We start from the raw sequence: 16,117 nt of genomic DNA on the forward strand, positions 1-16,117 counted from the left end.
AGAGGTGGCGCTTGGCCAATGGCTGAATGCGGCGTATCAGACCTTTTTTACGACGGAAGACTTGAGCTGCATGGGCCCGAACCCATCGACCTTGCAGTCGATGTCGTGGCCGTCGACGCCGTTGACCAGACGGATGTTGCGCACCTTGGTGCCGACCTTGATGGACTGGGCTTGCCCCTTGACTTTCAGGTCCTTGACGATGGTGACGGTATCGCCGTCGGAAAGCACCTTGCCGACGGAATCCTTGATAACGGCTTCCTTCGGCTCGTCCACTGCGTCGGCTTCGGCCGACCATTCGTGGGCGCACTCGGGGCAAACCAGCAGGGCGCCCATTTCATACGTATAGGGGCTTGAACACTGCGGGCACGATGGCAATACGTCACTCATGCCCATCATTCTAGTACGACCGCAGAACTCGTCCGCCTGGCCGTAAACGCCACGCGGCAGTACATCCCCGCGGCCCCTGGCCTAGAGACTGATGATCCGGCCCACTCCAACTGCCGCGCATGCCCACAAAACGCTGACGAAGGTTCCCAGAATGAACTGCTCCGCGGCCGCGTGTTGCTTAAGCTCGGAAAATCGCCCCAGACCCTTCACCGCCAGAACCACTGCCAGGCCCTCCGGCCAGGAGGCCCACAGGGTCGAGGCTATTGCCGCGCGTTCCAACAACCCGATCCACATGCCTCCGCGCAGCGGGCTCGGCTCCACATCATCGGAAGCGTCGTCCCCGGCGGCCCTTTTGAAGGCCGCAAGCCGGAAGACCGTTTCGGTGACCGGGCCCCCACCCAGGGTTGCGGCCGCAACGCTTGCCACGACCACAAGTCCATGCGGGATGGAGGATGCGGCGGGAAGGTGGTCGCCGATCGCAGCGGCGAGACCTGCCAGGCCAAGCACGGCCACGAGCAGGTAGCTGGCGGTCGACTGCTTCAACGGCCAGCGAAAGCCGGAATCCGCGAAGTATCTAGGGGTGCCCAACGGAATAACACTGACCAGCAAGGCCCAGGCAATCCAGCTCATGAACCCTGCCCGCCTTCCATCGTCATCGAATAGTCTGCCAGCGCCCGACCCGCCAGATCGGTGAGCCTGGCGGTCTCGTACCAGAGGCCCGAGGCCAGGCGCGCCGAAACGGCCTGCTGCGTGATCTCCAGACGTGCAGCGACCTGCTGCTGGGTCAGGCCCTGTGACACCAGTGTGCCGGCCTCGGCCGACGTTTTGGTTCGTCGGGCGTTGACCAGCGCGAGGAGCTGCAGTTCGGCCTCGATCCGCTCCGCTTCCGGCCCGGGGCCCGACAGCGCCAGGGCGCCACTTGAGTTCTTTGCCCGCTCGACCGAATCCCGCGCATATTCAAAGGCCTGCCCTCGTCCCGCCCGGGTTTCCCGGGGCATCGGGGTCTGCACCGACCCCACCCCGATTCCCACGCTCCACTCCCCCGTGTGTGCGACGTCCAGGGCCAAGGCAACGGCCATGGCACCGTCGTCGAGCACTCCCTGCAGCTCATCGCCCGCGGTTCTCTCGAATCCCCGCACCGCGTTGTACTCGCCGTCCAGTCGGCGCAGCAGGGACTCGACCTTGTCCGGCCCCGAGCGGGACCTACGCTGGTCTATGGTGATGACAATCATGACACAAACTTACAGACTTGTAGCGAGATTCACAATGCCTAGGACTTGTCGACCCTTTCACAAAGGCGAGCACATGCGAGGCCCCCACACCATCTGCAGAAAACGATGGGCCTTTTCCGCACGGGACCCGGCTACGCTCGGGTCATCTTCCCGCTTCCGGGCCCGGAACCGGGCCCGAAGACAGGGCCTTGGGCAAGCAAAAAGGTCCCCGGCCGAAGCCGGGGACCTTTTCATTCATACATTTTGGTGGAGGTAAGGGGATTCGAACCCCTGACCTTCTGCATGCCATGCAGACGCGCTACCAACTGCGCCATACCCCCAAATGAGAGCCGCCCTTGCGGGCAACTCAACCATCATAGGCCACACAAAACGTGTGGCGCAAATCGAGGGACCTAGAGCGAATCCGGGAGCGTTTCGACGTGCGACATGTCGGTGGCCGGCTCGCCCGTGGTCGGCAGTTCGATGACCGGGCAGTCGCCCCAGAGGCGCTCCAAGGCGTAGAAAACGCGGTCCTCGTTGTGCTGGACGTGAATGACGACATCCGCGTAGTCGAGCAGGACCCAGCGGCCCTGGCCGCGACCCTCGCGGCGAACCGGACGGATCTCGAACTTCTCGGCGAGCTTGTCTTCGATCTCGTCAACAATGGAATTGACCTGGCGCTCGGAAGCGGCCGAGGCGATCAGGAACGCATCGGTGACGCCGAGGCGTTCGGAAACGTCCAATGCGACCAGGTTTTCAGCCTGCTTCTCGGCAGCGGCGAGGGCAGCGGTCTGCACCAGGTCGATGGAATGTTCGTGGGCGCTCATGGGGTTCTCCTTGAGAAATTGGGTGCGACGCGGTGGGCGCTAGTTTGAGTTCAGGAACATAATGAGACCGGCAACAAGTGCCGCGCCTCCAACGGACAAAGCCGCGATGACCATCAAGTACATGTTGTTGGCACGGCGCATTCCGGCGGTCTGCACATCCAGTGGCTCAAGCCCCTGCGCGCGAACGGCACGCACGGGTGGGCGAGCCACCGAAGACCCAACATTTTCGGCGGGGGCATCCTTGGTATCGGGTGCTTGCCCTGCCTTGCCGGCGCCCGGGGCCACGGGGGCCTTGGGGCCGGCGGGTGCGGAGGCAGCGGGCCTGGCCGCCGCCGTCCGTGCCGGTGCTGCTGCGGCAGCTTGTGAAGCGGCGGGCGACGTGGAGTCGCGAGCCGGTGCCTGGGCCGGAGTAGCAGCCTTTGGCTTGTGCGCAGGTGTGACCGCCGGGGCTTTCGCTGCCGGGGTCGTCGGCTTCGGCGCGCGGGGCGCCGATGCCGGAGTCTTGGTGGCCGGAGCCGCGGGGGTTTGCCGATTCTCGACGATGGTGCCCTGGTCGGTCATGGCAATGTTGTAGCCGCGCGTCAGCGGACCGGTGATGCCGGTGTTGACCAGCTTCTTCTCGATGTCCTCTTCGCGCAGGTGGTTCATCGCCCCGGTAAAGGGGTCGGAGCGGCGGGCGCCGGCACGCTGGCTGTTTTCTTCCTGCATGCGCTGGCGTTCGGCGGCGCGGCGGGAAATGATGGCCGCACGGGCGGCAAGTTCGCGTTGCTGGGCCAGGACCTCCAGGTCCACGTCGGCCAGGTCTTCCTCGGGCTGGATCAGCAGCGGCTCGCTCGGGGCCGCCCCGCCGGAGCGCCGGCGCAGCGCCAAGGCCTCTTCGACGCTCATCTGGGGTGCCACGGCACCGGGTGCCTGCGCCGCGGGATCAACACGCGGCTTGGCGGGAGCCTTCGCTGCGGCAGCGGGCTTGGCGTCCTCTGGCTTGGATGCAGCAGGCTTGGCCGTTGCACTGGCTTGGGGCTGTGCAGGGGCGTTGGCCGGGCCCGGTTCGGCGCCGGAGCCTGCCTCCTTGGCGGTGCTGAGCGCCTGCAGGCGCATCTGCTTGCGCGTCAGCGGTGCGGGGTCGTCGGCCGGAGACGGATCCTTGGGGGAAAGCTCGGAGACTTCCTGTTCCAGCCGGCGGCGGGTACGCAGTGCCTCGCGGTCGCGGGCACGCTGTAGCGAGGTGCGTTCGGTGCGCTGGGACACGGCGTCCACCACGCCGGCGGCGGCGCGGCGGCTGCGCACGGGCTCATCGGCTTGCGGCGCTGACTTGGCGGCGGGCGCAGGTGCGGCCGGGGCTGCCGGCTTGGCGGCCGGAGCCGGGCTCTTCGCCGCGGGTGCTGGGGTCTTGGTCCCGGGAGCAGGCGTCTTTGCCGCGGGTGCGGGAGCCTTGGGCGCCGGCGGGGTCTTTGCAGCCGGAGCGGCGGGAGCGGGCACGGAAGGCTTGGCGTTGGCCGGCTTGCCGGCGGGGGTCGCGGGCGCCTGGCCCTGCGCCTGCTCTTGGGCAAGCTGGGCTTCGGCCTCGGCACGTCGCTGCTCCCGCAGGGCTCGCCTGCTGAGCGCGGGCCCGGTCTCGTCGCTCATCTTGTCCATTCCCGGCCGTCTCTATACCTGGCCGTTGCTTACTGCGTTGTTCTTGTCGTTGTACAGCTTGTACTTGGCGATGTATTGCACCACGCCGTCCGGCACCAGGTACCACACCGGATGTCCGGTCCGCACCCGTTCCCGGCAATCAGTCGAGGAAATCGCCATGGCCGGGACCTCCATCAACGAGACGTCGTTGCGGTCAAGCACCGGCAGCTCGTGGCCGGGCCTGGTGACCCCCACGAAGTGCGCCAGCTGCCAGAGCTCCTCGGCGTCCTTCCAGCCCAGGATCTGGGCCATGGCGTCCGCGCCGGTGATGAAGAACAACTCGGCGTCCGGACGCTGCGCGCGCAGGTCCCGCAGCGTATCGATCGTGTACGTGGGGCCGGGACGGTCGATGTCCACCCGGCTCACGGTGAATCGGGGATTCGCCGCCGTGGCGATCACCGTCATCAGGTAGCGATGTTCGGCCGGGGCCACGTCGCGGTCCAGCTTCTGCCAGGGTTCCCCGGTGGGCACGAACACGACTTCGTCCAGGTCGAAGACCGCTGCAACTTCGCTGGCGGCCACCAGGTGGCCGTGGTGGATCGGATCGAACGTGCCGCCCATGACGCCCAGGCGAAATGGGCGGTCCGTTCGTTCGGCCGTCAGACGGCTAGTGATGGCCGTGCTTGTTGGTGTGCGTGCGGTGCGTGTCCTCGGGCTCCGGCTTGACCTGGTGGCGGTTGCCGACGTTGGAGTAGGACATCGTGATCAGCAGCATCACCATGAAGAGCAGGAAGATGCCGCCGCCGACAATCAGTGCCTGCGTTTCGGTGGACATGCCGCCACCGGCGTTTTCGGAAGCGGCGAGGGCCGCGTTCAGGGACTGGGTAAACATGTTTCTCCAGGTTGTTGCGTGCCGGACGCGCACATGCGTGGGCGGCACTGTGTTGTATCTTTTATGACTCGTTAGCCTCTATCGTACCCACCTTGGCACGCGGCTACGAACGAACATGCCCATCGCCCTGCACAATCCACTTGGTGGTGGTGAGCTCGCGCAGGCCCATGGGACCGCGCGCATGCATCTTCTGCGTGGAAATGCCGACCTCCGCCCCCAGGCCCAGCTGCCCGCCGTCGGTGAAGCGGGTGGAGGCGTTGACGATCACCGCGGCCGAATCGACCTCGGCAATGAAGCGCTCGGCGTGCGAGAGATTGTTGGTCAGGATTGCCTCGGTGTGCCCGGTGCTGTGCGCCCGGATGTGCTTGATGGCGCCGCCCAGGTCATCGACCACGGCAACGGCCAGGTCAAGGTCCATGTACTCGGTGTCCCAGTCCGCCTCGACCGCGTCGACGGTGGGTGTCGCGCCGGCAAGCGCCTTGGCGCGGGCGTCGACGTGCAGGCGCACCCCGGCCTTGTGCAGGGCCGCGAGGACCTCGCCGGAGGCCTTGGCGTTCGCGTTGAGCAGCAGCGTCTCCACGGTGTTGCACACCGAGGGGCGCTGGGTCTTGGCGTTGAGCAGGATCGGCACCGCCATCGCGGCGTCGGCCGATTCGTCGAGGTAGATGTGCACGTTGCCCTCGCCGGTCTCGATGACCGGGACGCTGGCGGTGGTGACCACGCGCTGGATCAGCTCGCGGCCGCCGCGGGGAATCAGCACGTCGATCTTCCCGCGCGCACCCATCATCGCGTCGGCGCCGTCGCGTCCCCAGGCGTCGACCGAGGCCACGGCGTCGGCCGGCAGACCCACGGATTCCAGGGCGTCGCGGATCAGCGCCAGCAATGCCACGTTGGAGTGCGCCGCGGCGCTTCCCCCGCGCAGCAGCACCGCGTTGCCGCTCTTCAGGGCCAGCCCGGCGATGTCGACGGTGACGTTGGGGCGGGCCTCGTAGATCGCGCCGATGACGCCCATCGGGACGTGGACCTGGCGCAGCCGCAGCCCGTTGGGCAGGGTCTGGCCGCGCAGCACGGTGCCCACGGGGTCCGGCAGCCCGGCCAGTTCCTCGAGCGCGGCGATCAGCGCGTCCACGCGCGCGTCGTTGAGCTTGAGCCGGTCCAGCAGCGCGTCGGAGGTGCCGTTGGCGCGGCCCGCGGCAATGTCCTTGGCGTTGGCCTTGATGACGGCGGCGCGGTTGGCATCCAGCGACGCGGCAATGGCCAGCAGCGCCCGGTCCTTCCAGTTGCGGTCGGCGCGGGCCAGCACGCGCGAGGCGGACCGGGCCCGGTCGGCGAGCTTGCCCACGGCCACCGTGGCGGCCGCGATGCCGTCGGCGGGACCTGCTACGTCGGTAAGATTCAGCGATGCGTCAATGTTCTGGCTCATGATCACCCATTCTACGGTGGATGCACAGCGGCCCGCCCCCATGTTAAGCACGGGGACGGGCCGGGCATCGCGTGCCCGGGTCCTAGACGACGACCAGGTCGTCGACGTGCACCACGGCGCGTTCGAATTGGCTCCCCAGGTCCTCGCCGAGTTCCCGGGTGGAGCGGCCCAGCATCTGCGGCAATTCCGCGGAGGAGAAGTTCACCAGTCCCCGGGCGATGACCCGCCCGGCGGCGTCGGTGATTTCCACCGCGTCCCCGGCCTCGAAGGACCCCTTGACCCCGGTGATCCCGGCAGGCAGCAGCGAGGCGACACCCGAGGCCACGGCGCGCACGGCCCCGGGATCCAGCAGCAGCCGCCCCTGGGTGGTGGCGAGGTGGGCCAGCCACAGCATCCGGGTGGAGCGCCGTCCGCCGCGGGCGGAGAACCAGGTTCCCACGTCCGCCCCGGCCAGCGCGGCTGCCGCGTTGGCGGTGGAGGTGACCAGCGTGGGGATGCCCGATTCGGCGCTCATGGTGGCGGCCTCGACCTTGGTGGCCATGCCGCCGGTGCCCAGCCCGGCTCCCCCGGTGGAGCCGATGCGCAGGCTCGCCAGGTCCTCGGCCCGGTCGACCCGGGAGACGCGCACTCCCCCGGCGTTCGGCGGTGCGTCGTAGACCGCGTCGACGTCGGAGAGCAGCAGCAGCGCATCGGCCTTGACCAGGTGCGCCACGAGGGCCGCCAGCCGGTCGTTGTCGCCGAAGCGGATCTCGTGGGTGGCCACCGTGTCGTTTTCGTTCACGATCGGCACCACGCCCAGGGCCAGCAGCCGGTTCAGCGCGCGGAACGCGTTGGCGTACTGCTGGCGGCGGATCAGGTCGTCGGCCGTCAAAAGCACCTGGCCGACGGTGACCCCGTGGGCGGAGAACGCCTGGGTGTACTTGGCCATCAGCAGCCCCTGGCCCACCGAGGCGGCTGCCTGCTGCGTGGCCAGGTCCCGCGGGCGGCGCCCCAGGTCCAGGGGTGCCAGCCCGGCGGCGATGGCGCCGGAGGAGACCAGGATCAGCTCGGTCCCGGCGGTGTTGACCGCGGCAAGGCGGTCAACCAGGGAACTGAGCGCCTCCTCGGAGATGCCCCCGGCCAGCGTGGTCAGGGACGAGGAACCGACCTTGACCACGATGCGTGAGGCACGGGGCAGGTCCTGGCGTTGCGTGATGCCCGAGGGCTGGTGGGTGGCGCGCACGGTGCTGTGTTACTCCCCGGACTTGGGAAGCTGGTGCTTGTAGTTGACGGACTCCGTCCAGATTCCGGCCTTGCGCTCGGCTTCCAGGTCCTCGCGGGCCGCGGCCTTGGCGCCCTTGCGCGCCTCGTGCTGCGCACGCTTCTCCTCGCGGGAGGGGCGTGCGCCGAATTCGGCCAGGCGCTCGTCCTGTCCGCGGCGCGAGCCCAGGAGCTCGGCACCGGCGGCCATCGTCGGCTCCCAGTCGAAGACCACGGCGTCGACCTCGGAGCCGATGACCACCGCGTCGCCGGGCTTGGCACCCAGCTTGTACAGCTGGTTTTCGACGCCGAGCTTGGCCAGGCGGTCGGCGAGGTAGCCCACTGCCTCGTCGTTGCGGAAGTCGGTCTGCATGATCCAGCGCTCGGGCTTTTCGCCGATGACGCGGAAGAGCGGCTCGAGGTTGCGCTCCTCCTTGCGGATGATGAATCCGGCCTTGCTGGCCTTGCTGCCGCGCGGGCGCAGCACCTCGACGGGAACGGGCAGCGGGGCTGCCTCGATCTTGGCGCGCGCCTCGGTGACCAGCTCGGACATGGCGAAGGAGAGCTCGCGCAGCCCCTCGCGGCTCATGGCCGAGACCTCGAAGACGCGGTAGCCGCGCTTCTCCAGTTCCGGGCGCACGAATTCTGCCATGTCACGGCCGTCCGGCATGTCGACCTTGTTCAGGGCGATCAGGCGGGGGCGTTCGTTCAGCGGAATGATCTGGCCGTCGGCGCCGGCAAACGAGGAGTCGACCTCGTAGGCGTCAAGCTCGGCCTGGATGGTTTCCAGGTCGGCAACCGGGTCGCGGTCCGTTTCCAGGGCGCCGCAGTCAAGTACGTGCACCAGGGCGGCGCAGCGTTCGACGTGGCGCAGGAACTCCAGGCCCAGGCCGCGGCCCTGCGAGGCTCCGGGGATCAGGCCAGGCACGTCGGCGACGGTGTAGCGCACGTCGCCCGCCTGGACCACGCCGAGGTTCGGGACCAGGGTGGTGAAGGGGTAGTCGGCGATCTTGGGCCGGGCCGCGGAGAGCGCGGCGATCAGCGAGGACTTTCCGGCCGAGGGGTAACCCACCAGGGCGACGTCGGCGACGGACTTCAGCTCGAGGATGACCTCGGCGGCGGTGCCGGGGGTGCCCAGCAACGCGAACCCGGGGGCCTTGCGGCGCTGGCTGGAGAGCCCTGCGTTGCCCAGGCCGCCCAGGCCGCCGGAGGCAACGACGTATTCGGATCCGTCACCGATCAGGTCGGCCAGGATGTCGCCGTCGCGGTTCTTGACCACGGTGCCCTCGGGCACGGGCAGGACGAGGGACTCGCCGTTCTTGCCCGGGCGCAGGTCGCCCTTGCCGCCCTCGCCGTTTCCGGCGTGGCGGTGCGGCGAGTGGTGGTAGGAAAGCAGGGTGGTGGTCTGCGCGTCTACACGCAGGACCACGTTTCCGCCGTCGCCGCCACTGCCGCCGTCGGGTCCGCCGAGGGGCTTGAATTTTTCGCGTTTGATGGAGACACAGCCGTGCCCACCGGTACCACCGGAGACATGGAGGACCACTCGGTCGATGAAGGCTGCCACGGTTGAAAGCTCCTAGCAAAAAAGGATGGTGTTTTCCGCTGCCCGCCCGGGGGCGGGGTGCGGCAAAACACTGGGGGTTTTGGAAAAACACATAGAGGGTGAGCCGTGCGGCCCACCCTCTACAGTGTAATGAATGCGGTTACGCGCTAGTTAGCCAGCGGTAACGATGTTCACGACTTTACGGCCGCGGCGAGTGCCGAATTCGACAGCCCCGGCTTCCAGTGCGAACAGGGTATCGTCCTTGCCACGTCCCACGCCGGCGCCCGGGTGGAAGTGGGTGCCACGCTGGCGAACGATGATTTCGCCGGCCGAAACGACCTGACCACCGAAGCGCTTGACGCCAAGGTACTGGGCGTTGGAATCGCGACCGTTGCGAGTGGAACTCGCGCCCTTCTTATGTGCCATTGAAAATGCCTACCTTCAGGTAATGAGAATTCTTGGAATCAACCGCAATTAAGCGATCGAGGTGACCTTGACCTTGGTCAACATAGCGCGGAAACCCTGGCGCTTCTTGTAACCGGTCTTGTTCTTGAACTTCTGGATGACAATCTTCTGGCCGCGAAGGTTCTCAATGACCTCAGCGGTCACCTTAACCTTGGCAAGCTCATCGGCTGCCGAAGTTACCTTCTCGCCATCAACCAGCAACAGGGCTGGCAATTCAATGGAGGCGCCTGGGGCGGCCTTCAGGCGGTCAAGGGTAACGAGGTCTCCAACAGAAACCTTTTCCTGGCGGCCGCCAGCGCGGACAATTGCGTACACCACGTGGGTACTCACTTCTACTCGACGTTCAATCTGTCTTGCTGCGCATCACTACCCCAAAACAAACCGGGGATTGCGCTGTGCTGGCACGCCGAGCGGAAGAATCCGATAGCTGGCGTTCGCACCGAGGATCTAGACTACGCTAAAAAGCGCTGCGGGGGCAAATACAGACTGCCCCGCGAGTCGTCAAGACCCCTACTCTTTCAACTCTTTGACCGGCACCCCGACACCCAGCATAATCGGCGCATTGGCGGCGATTGGCGGCTGCGGGGCCTTGGTTGGGTCAGCGAGCGAAGCGACATGGGAGGTACCCGATGCCGCAAGCGTGTCCGATGCCACAGAAACTGCGGTGTCGGATCCACCCTGCGGGCTCGTGGCACGGCGGCTGCGCTTGGCGCGCGCCACCGGCTCGATGCCCGAAGTCTTTTTGGTTGAGGTTGCCGCCGGCGCCTCGGAAGGCGCATCGTCGGAGGCCTGCCCGGCCACACCCGAGATCACGGGTGCCGATGCCGCAGCCGGCTGTTCGGCGGCGGGGGCGGCACTTGCCTCGGGAGCCTTGGCACGGGCCTTGCGGCGGGTGCGGGAGCGGGCCGGACGCGATTGCGCGGACTCGCCTTCCTCGGCCTCGGCTGGCGCGTCGGCCACCGGGGAGTTGTCCGGCAGCGCGGCTTCCAGGTTCTCCAGGGTCAGCGACGGCGCGCTGGCCTCGGAGGAGGCGGCACGGCGGTTGCGGCGCGCGGCGGGAACCACCACCGACTCCCCTGCCACGGTCAGCGTCGCGCCGCCGTCGGCGGCTTCCGCATCGTCGTGTTCGTGGGCTGCATGTGCCGCCGCGGCGATCGTGGCAAAGGCGTTGCGCGTGGCGGTGGCCTTGGCCTCGTTCGGCGCGGACACCGCTGCGGGGGCCTCGGTGGTTTCCTCGGCACCGCCTTCGGTGCCGGCCTCGCCGTCGGTGGAACGGTTGCGGCGGCGGCGCTCGGCCCGCGAGGGCTTCTCCGCGGCGCGGCTGCTCGGGCCGTGGGCCTCGCCGGCCGAGTTGAAGGACCGGCGGTGTTCCACCGGCACGTCGTGGGTGATCACGCCGCGGCCGTTGCAGGCCTCGCAGTTCTCGCCGAAGACCTCCAGCAGACCGGTGCCCATGCGCTTGCGCGTCATCTGGACCAGGCCAAGGGAGGTGACCTCTGCAACCTGGTGCTTGGTGCGGTCGCGGCCCAGGCACTCGACCAGGCGGCGGAGCACCAGGTCGCGGTTGGACTCCAGGACCATGTCGATGAAGTCGATGACGATGATGCCGCCGATGTCGCGCAGGCGCAGCTGGCGCACGACCTCCTCGGCCGCCTCCAGGTTGTTCTTGGTGACGGTTTCCTCGAGGTTTCCGCCGGATCCGGTGTACTTGCCGGTGTTCACGTCGACCACTGTCATGGCCTCGGTGCGGTCGATCACCAGGGAGCCGCCGGAGGGCAGGAAGACCTTGCGGTCCAGGGCCTTGTGGATCTGCTCGTCGAGGCGGTAGTGGCCGAAGATGTCCTCGTCGGACTCCCACTTCTCCAGGCGCGAGACCAGGTCCGGGGCCACGTAGGTCACGTAGGCCTCGATGGTGTCCCAGGCCTCGTCGCCGGAGACGATGAGCTTGGTGAAGTCCTCGTTGAAGACATCGCGGACGACCTTGATGGTCAAATCCGGCTCCCCGTAGAGCAGCTCGGGCGCCAGCGTCTTGGTGGAGGTCGAGGCGGCCTCGATCCCTTCCCACTGGGCGCGCAGGCGGTTGATGTCGTTCATCAACTCTTCCTCGGAAGCCCCCTCGGCGGCGGTGCGCACGATGACGCCCGCGTTCTCCGGCAGGTGGTCCTTGAGGATCTTCTTCAGGCGGTTGCGCTCCACGTCGGGAAGCTTGCGCGAGATCCCGGTCATCGAGCCGCCCGGCACGTACACCAGGTAGCGGCCCGGAAGCGAGATCTGGGAGGTCAGGCGGGCGCCCTTGTGGCCCACCGGATCCTTGGTGACCTGCACCAGGACGGTGTCCCCGGACTTCAGGGCGTGCTCGATGCGGCGCGGCTGGCCGTCCAGGCCCGCGACGTCCCAGTTGACCTCGCCGGCGTAGAGTACGGCATTGCGTCCGCGTCCGATGTCAACGAAGGCGGCCTCCATCGACGGGAGCACGTTCTGCACCTTGCCGACATACACGTTGCCGATCAGGGAGTCCTGCTGGGTCTTGGAGACGAAGTGCTCGGCCAGGATGCCGTCCTCGAGGACGCCGATCTGGATGCGGTCCTCGCGCTGGCGCACGATCATCTGGCGGTCGACGGATTCGCGGCGGGCCAGGAACTCCGCCTCGGTGATGACCTGGCGGCGGCGGCCGGACTCGCGGGAGTCGCGGCGGCGCTGGCGCTTGGCTTCGAGGCGGGTGGATCCGCGCACGGCGGTGACCTTGTTGGAGACCACCGGTTCCAGGGTGGTGCGCGGGGCGCGGACCCTGGTGATGGTGTTGGGCGGGTCGTTTTCGGATCCGCCGGCCAACTCGAGGTCGGCCTCGCCGCGGCGGCGACGGCGACGGCGGCGCGAGACGGCTCCGGAGCCGTCCGCGTTTTCGTCATCGGCGTCCTCGCCGGCCGCGTCGGAGCGGCCACGGCGGCCGCTGCCGGCCGCTTCCTGGTGCTCGTCCCCGTCGGCGGGGGCGCCGGCGGCGGGCAGGCTCGGTGCCTGGAAGATCAGCGACAGCGCGGATTCGGGGATGGCGAACGGGTCGGAGATGGTTGCCGGCTCCGGTTCGATTGCTGCCTCGGCGGCAGCGGCCTCGGCGGCAGCGGCCTCGGGTTCGGCGGACTCGGCGGCCGGGGTTTCGGCGGCGGCTTCCTGGGCGGCGCGGGTGCCGCGGCCGCCTCGGGCCGGACGGCGGCGGGTGGCCTTGGCCGGCTCGGTGCCTTCGGCCTGCTCCTCGGTGGCCTCGACGGCTGCCTCGGCGGCCGGAACCTCGGGGGCCTCCTCGGCGGCGGGCGCCTCGGTGTTCGAAGCCGGGGCAGTGGCCTTGCGGCCGCGGCCGCGGGCCGGGCGCTTGGCGGCGGTCTTCGGCTCTGCGGCCTCGGCGGCCGGGGCCGCTGACTTCTCGGCAACGATTTCGGTCTGGGCCTCGGCGGCGGCCAGCGCGGCCGGGGCCTCGATGACTGCCGGCGCCTCCACGGCTGCCGCTCCCGGGGAGGTGACCCCGGAGGTGGCGCGGCGCGGGCCGCGGCGGGCAGGTGCCTTCGCGGGGGCTGTCACTGCCTCGGCGGCAGGTGCCTGGACCTTGGCGGCCGGGGCCTTGCCGGTCGCCTCGGCGACGACCGATTCAACCGTCGCTTCCCGGGCGGGGGCGTTCCGGGTGGCAGGGGCGCGGCGCGCGGTGGCGGCGCGCGGGGAAACGTTGGCGCGCACCTTGCGCGTCGGTGCGGCTGCTGCGTCGTTGAGCTCGGCCAGGGTCATGGCCCGGCGCGGCGGCGGCGGTGACGGTTCGTTGAAGTTGCCGCGCGGCGGGCGGGAGGTACGGCTGCGGCCCTTTGGCCCCTGGCCCATTGCTGCCTTTGATTCGTCGCGATTCAGTGCCATGTTAAAAGAGTGCTCCTCGGCGGGTCGGCTGCTCCCACAGATAGCGCGTCTCCCCTGGTTGGTTCGCCGGACCGGGCCTTGTGGCCGCGTGTCCCAGCGGAAGTCCTTGTAGATGTCTTGAACGGGTGCGCCCACCATTGCGGGGCGCGGCATCCGTGCAAGGCCAACGGCGCTTTTCCAAGCAAGCCGCTTTACGTTGCGGCGACCATATCGCGGTATTCGCTCAGACCTTCGTATAGGCGGTCTCTACGCAGCAGATGCATCGCAATCGGGCTTGAAAGCCTGTCGTTGGGTTGAAAGCAGACTGTGGATCCACGAACAACCACTGCAATTGTCTCACATCGACACGCCGACGGGCACCGCGCGCGCCGCGCATTGCCCCTTCCCTTGTGCCAACCCCCGGCGCGGGGCAGGATCCGCGCCGCCGGGGGCCACTAGACTTCAGCTGTGGCCACCCGCAACTTCCCGGCCCGGCGTGGCATCCACGCCGGAAATCCCGGGTGGCCGCACGCCGGGGGAAAACCGAACCGCCACGAGGGAGCACCGATGAGCATGTCCGAAGCAGCAGCCGCGCCACCACGCGACGGGGACGCGGTGCCGCGCATGGCCCGGGACCGGCCCTTTGGCCTGTTCCTGGTGCTCGCCGGCGCGGTGGCCTGGATCGCCTCGGGGATCCTGGTGCTCGAGCGCATCGCCCTGTACAAGGACCCCGACTACGTGACCAGCTGCGACTTCAACCCCTGGGTCTCCTGCGGCACCGTCATGAAATCCACCCAGGCTGCCCTGCTGGGCTTCCCCAACCCGTTCCTGGGCATCGTGGGCTTCGGCATCGTGGTCACCATCGGCATGGCGCTGCTGGCCGGGGCCCGCTTCGCCCGCTGGTACTGGGTCGGCGTGCAGGTCGGAGTCACCCTGGCGATGGTGTTCATCGTGTGGCTCTGGTCCCAGGCGCTCTACGAGATCAACGCCCTGTGCCCCTACTGCATGGTGGTTTGGGCGATGATGATCCCGATGTTCATGTACACCACGGCCCGCAACATCGCCCACGGCGTGCTCCCCGCGCCGGCGGCACTGCGCCGCGCGGCCGGCGAATGGACCTGGGTTGCGGTGGTCGTGCTGCTGGTCATCACCGCCGCCACCGTCGTCCTGCGCTTCCCCGGCGCCTTCGTTGGCGCCTGAGGCCCCGGCCGCCGGGCGGCGGCACGGAGCGCGGCGGCTGGCGGCCGCCGCCCTGGTGCCGCCGGTCGTCGCGGCGGGCCTTGCCTCGCGTTTCCTGGGTGCCGGGTTGCCGGCCGACCTTTCCGGTGGCGTGTTCTACGCGGTGCTCATCTACCTGCTGCTCACGGTGCTGCGCCCCCGGGCCGCGGCGCTCTCGATTGCCGCCGCCGCCCTGGTGCTCTGCGTGCTCATCGAGCTGCTGCAGCTCACCGGCATTCCCGCGGACCTGGCCCGCGCCTTCCCGCCGGTCCGGCTGGTGTTGGGCACGGGCTTCGCGCCCCTTGACCTGCTGGCCTACGCGATTGGCTCCGCGCTGGCGCTCGGCGCGGATGTGCTGGCGGGCAGGATCCGGGTCCGGCGGCCAACCGCGGGCTGAACGCGGCTTGCGCGGAGGCGAAAGAGGGCCCGGCATTTTCCACTCGCGTGGAAGTGCCGGGCCCTCTCTGCGGGGGTGGGTACCCCCCTCTTGGATCAGGAGAACCAGATGCCGATTTCGCGGGCGGCGGATTCCACCGAGTCCGAGCCGTGGACCAGGTTCTGTTGGACCTTCAGGCCCCAGTCGCGGCCCAGGTCCCCGCGGATGGTGCCCGGGGCCGCGGTGGTCGGGTCGGTGGTGCCGGCCAGCGAGCGGAAGCCGGGGATGACGTTCTGGCCCTCGGCGATGAGCGCCACGAGCGGGCCGGAGAGCATGAACTCGACCAGCGGCTCGTAGAACGGCTTGCCCACGTGCTCCTCATAGTGCGCCTCGAGCAGTTCGCGGGTCGCGGAGACCTGCTTGAGCTCGGCGATCACGTAGCCCTTGGCCTCGATGCGGGAAAGGATCTGGCCGGTCAGCTGGCGCTTGACGCCGTCGGGCTTGATGAGGATCAGGGTGCGTTCAATGGCCATGGGTGCGGCTCCTTCTGTGGTGGTGGTGCACATGTGTCGTTGGTCTTGATTCTACGGTTGCGCAGTCGGTGCGCCGGGATCTTCCGGCGGGTGCGCCGCCTCCCAGGCGGCCTGCTCGCGGGCCCGGCGGGCCGTCTCCAGGTCCATCGACCGGCCCTTGGTGACGGCGTACCACCAGGTGGCGGCGAACGCGGCCCCGATGAAGAACATCGAGGTCAGCAGGAACCCGGTGAGGATGAACAGCAGCTGCAGCGCCCAGCCGATGGCGTATCCCAGCGGTTTCTTCAGCAGCGCGCAGGTGAAGACGCAGATGAGCGCGACCACCGCGCCGGCGCCGATCACCAGGACCGGGGACAGCTCCTCGCGCTTGAGCCCGAAGAGGGCAAGCGCCACGAAGATCGCCAGGAACGCCTCGAGCACCAGCACCGTGGAGGCGAACATCACACGGGTCGAGCGGGCCTTCTTCGGCACTCCCGGACGCCATTCGCGCTGCGCCTTGGTCATTTTCGCCAT

At 68.5% G+C, this 16,117-nt stretch carries 17 protein-coding genes and 1 tRNA gene; 2 read left to right on the top strand and 16 right to left on the bottom strand.

The annotated features are described in order from the left end of the window. Nucleotides 1–36: 36 nt before the first annotated feature. From AC6CHY_RS06680 to AC6CHY_RS06745, 14 genes are all read right to left on the bottom strand, one after another. Nucleotides 37–387, bottom strand: coding sequence for a zinc ribbon domain-containing protein YjdM (locus tag AC6CHY_RS06680; protein ID WP_217387825.1), 351 nt, complete (start codon nt 385–387; stop codon nt 37–39). Nucleotides 388–468: 81 nt separating this feature from the next. After that, nucleotides 469–1,017 (bottom strand): hypothetical protein, encoded by a 549-nt coding sequence (locus tag AC6CHY_RS06685; protein WP_498226215.1) that lies wholly within the window; start codon nt 1,015–1,017, stop codon nt 469–471. Then, complete coding sequence (locus AC6CHY_RS06690) at nt 1,014–1,619, bottom strand: SatD family protein (RefSeq protein WP_217387823.1); 606 nt, start codon at nt 1,617–1,619, stop codon at nt 1,014–1,016. Before AC6CHY_RS06690 ends, AC6CHY_RS06685 begins: the two co-directional genes overlap by 4 nt. 244 nt (nt 1,620–1,863) lie before the next feature. Next, nucleotides 1,864–1,939 (bottom strand) — tRNA-Ala (locus tag AC6CHY_RS06695). Nucleotides 1,940–2,011: 72 nt separating this feature from the next. Continuing rightward, the gene (rsfS, locus tag AC6CHY_RS06700) at nt 2,012–2,425 is read right to left on the bottom strand and encodes a ribosome silencing factor (protein WP_217387822.1); all 414 of its coding nucleotides are present in this window, start codon (nt 2,423–2,425) and stop codon (nt 2,012–2,014) included. A 39-nt stretch (nt 2,426–2,464) separates the two neighbouring features. Beyond that, the gene (locus AC6CHY_RS06705) at nt 2,465–4,051 is read right to left on the bottom strand and encodes a hypothetical protein (protein ID WP_498226217.1); all 1,587 of its coding nucleotides are present in this window, start codon (nt 4,049–4,051) and stop codon (nt 2,465–2,467) included. 21 nt (nt 4,052–4,072) lie between these two features. Then, on the bottom strand, nt 4,073–4,702 hold the full coding sequence (gene nadD / locus AC6CHY_RS06710) for a nicotinate-nucleotide adenylyltransferase (RefSeq protein ID WP_256449133.1): 630 nt from the start codon (nt 4,700–4,702) through the stop codon (nt 4,073–4,075). 4 nt (nt 4,703–4,706) lie between these two features. Continuing rightward, on the bottom strand, nt 4,707–4,931 hold the full coding sequence (locus tag AC6CHY_RS06715; RefSeq protein WP_217387820.1) for a hypothetical protein: 225 nt from the start codon (nt 4,929–4,931) through the stop codon (nt 4,707–4,709). Nucleotides 4,932–5,034: 103 nt separating this feature from the next. Then, on the bottom strand, nt 5,035–6,354 hold the full coding sequence (locus AC6CHY_RS06720) for a glutamate-5-semialdehyde dehydrogenase (RefSeq protein WP_217387819.1): 1,320 nt from the start codon (nt 6,352–6,354) through the stop codon (nt 5,035–5,037). 82 nt (nt 6,355–6,436) lie between these two features. Further along, nucleotides 6,437–7,576: a glutamate 5-kinase gene (gene proB / locus AC6CHY_RS06725; RefSeq protein ID WP_217387818.1), complete on the bottom strand. Its 1,140-nt coding sequence runs from the start codon at nt 7,574–7,576 to the stop codon at nt 6,437–6,439. A gap of 9 nt (nt 7,577–7,585) precedes the next feature. Continuing rightward, nucleotides 7,586–9,157: a GTPase ObgE gene (gene obgE, locus AC6CHY_RS06730; protein WP_498226219.1), complete on the bottom strand. Its 1,572-nt coding sequence runs from the start codon at nt 9,155–9,157 to the stop codon at nt 7,586–7,588. Nucleotides 9,158–9,307: 150 nt separating this feature from the next. Further along, nucleotides 9,308–9,562: a 50S ribosomal protein L27 gene (rpmA, locus tag AC6CHY_RS06735; RefSeq protein ID WP_217387816.1), complete on the bottom strand. Its 255-nt coding sequence runs from the start codon at nt 9,560–9,562 to the stop codon at nt 9,308–9,310. A 48-nt stretch (nt 9,563–9,610) separates the two neighbouring features. Beyond that, the gene (gene rplU, locus AC6CHY_RS06740) at nt 9,611–9,919 is read right to left on the bottom strand and encodes a 50S ribosomal protein L21 (protein ID WP_217388267.1); all 309 of its coding nucleotides are present in this window, start codon (nt 9,917–9,919) and stop codon (nt 9,611–9,613) included. A gap of 192 nt (nt 9,920–10,111) precedes the next feature. Further along, nucleotides 10,112–13,498 carry an Rne/Rng family ribonuclease gene (locus AC6CHY_RS06745; RefSeq protein ID WP_498226221.1) on the bottom strand — a complete coding sequence of 1,129 codons (3,387 nt, stop codon included), beginning with the start codon at nt 13,496–13,498 and terminating at the stop codon, nt 10,112–10,114. A 552-nt stretch (nt 13,499–14,050) separates the two neighbouring features. Here AC6CHY_RS06745 and AC6CHY_RS06750 point away from each other — a divergent pair. Together AC6CHY_RS06750 and AC6CHY_RS06755 are read left to right on the top strand one after the other, a co-directional pair. Further along, entirely contained in the window at nt 14,051–14,677 is a 627-nt protein-coding gene (locus AC6CHY_RS06750) for a vitamin K epoxide reductase family protein (protein ID WP_418888824.1), read from the top strand. Continuing rightward, on the top strand, nt 14,667–15,092 hold the full coding sequence (locus tag AC6CHY_RS06755; RefSeq protein ID WP_217387813.1) for a ribosomal maturation YjgA family protein: 426 nt from the start codon (nt 14,667–14,669) through the stop codon (nt 15,090–15,092). Before AC6CHY_RS06750 ends, AC6CHY_RS06755 begins: the two co-directional genes overlap by 11 nt. 95 nt (nt 15,093–15,187) lie before the next feature. On the opposite strand, the gene ndk is transcribed toward AC6CHY_RS06755, so the two are convergent. Both ndk and AC6CHY_RS06765 read right to left on the bottom strand, forming a co-directional pair. Beyond that, a complete protein-coding gene (ndk, locus tag AC6CHY_RS06760) occupies nt 15,188–15,604 on the bottom strand; it encodes a nucleoside-diphosphate kinase (protein ID WP_217387812.1) in 417 nt (138 codons plus the stop codon). A gap of 51 nt (nt 15,605–15,655) precedes the next feature. Next, on the bottom strand, nt 15,656–16,117 hold the full coding sequence (locus AC6CHY_RS06765; protein ID WP_498226222.1) for a DUF4233 domain-containing protein: 462 nt from the start codon (nt 16,115–16,117) through the stop codon (nt 15,656–15,658).

This window comes from Paeniglutamicibacter sp. GQ140 (assembly GCF_059759235.1).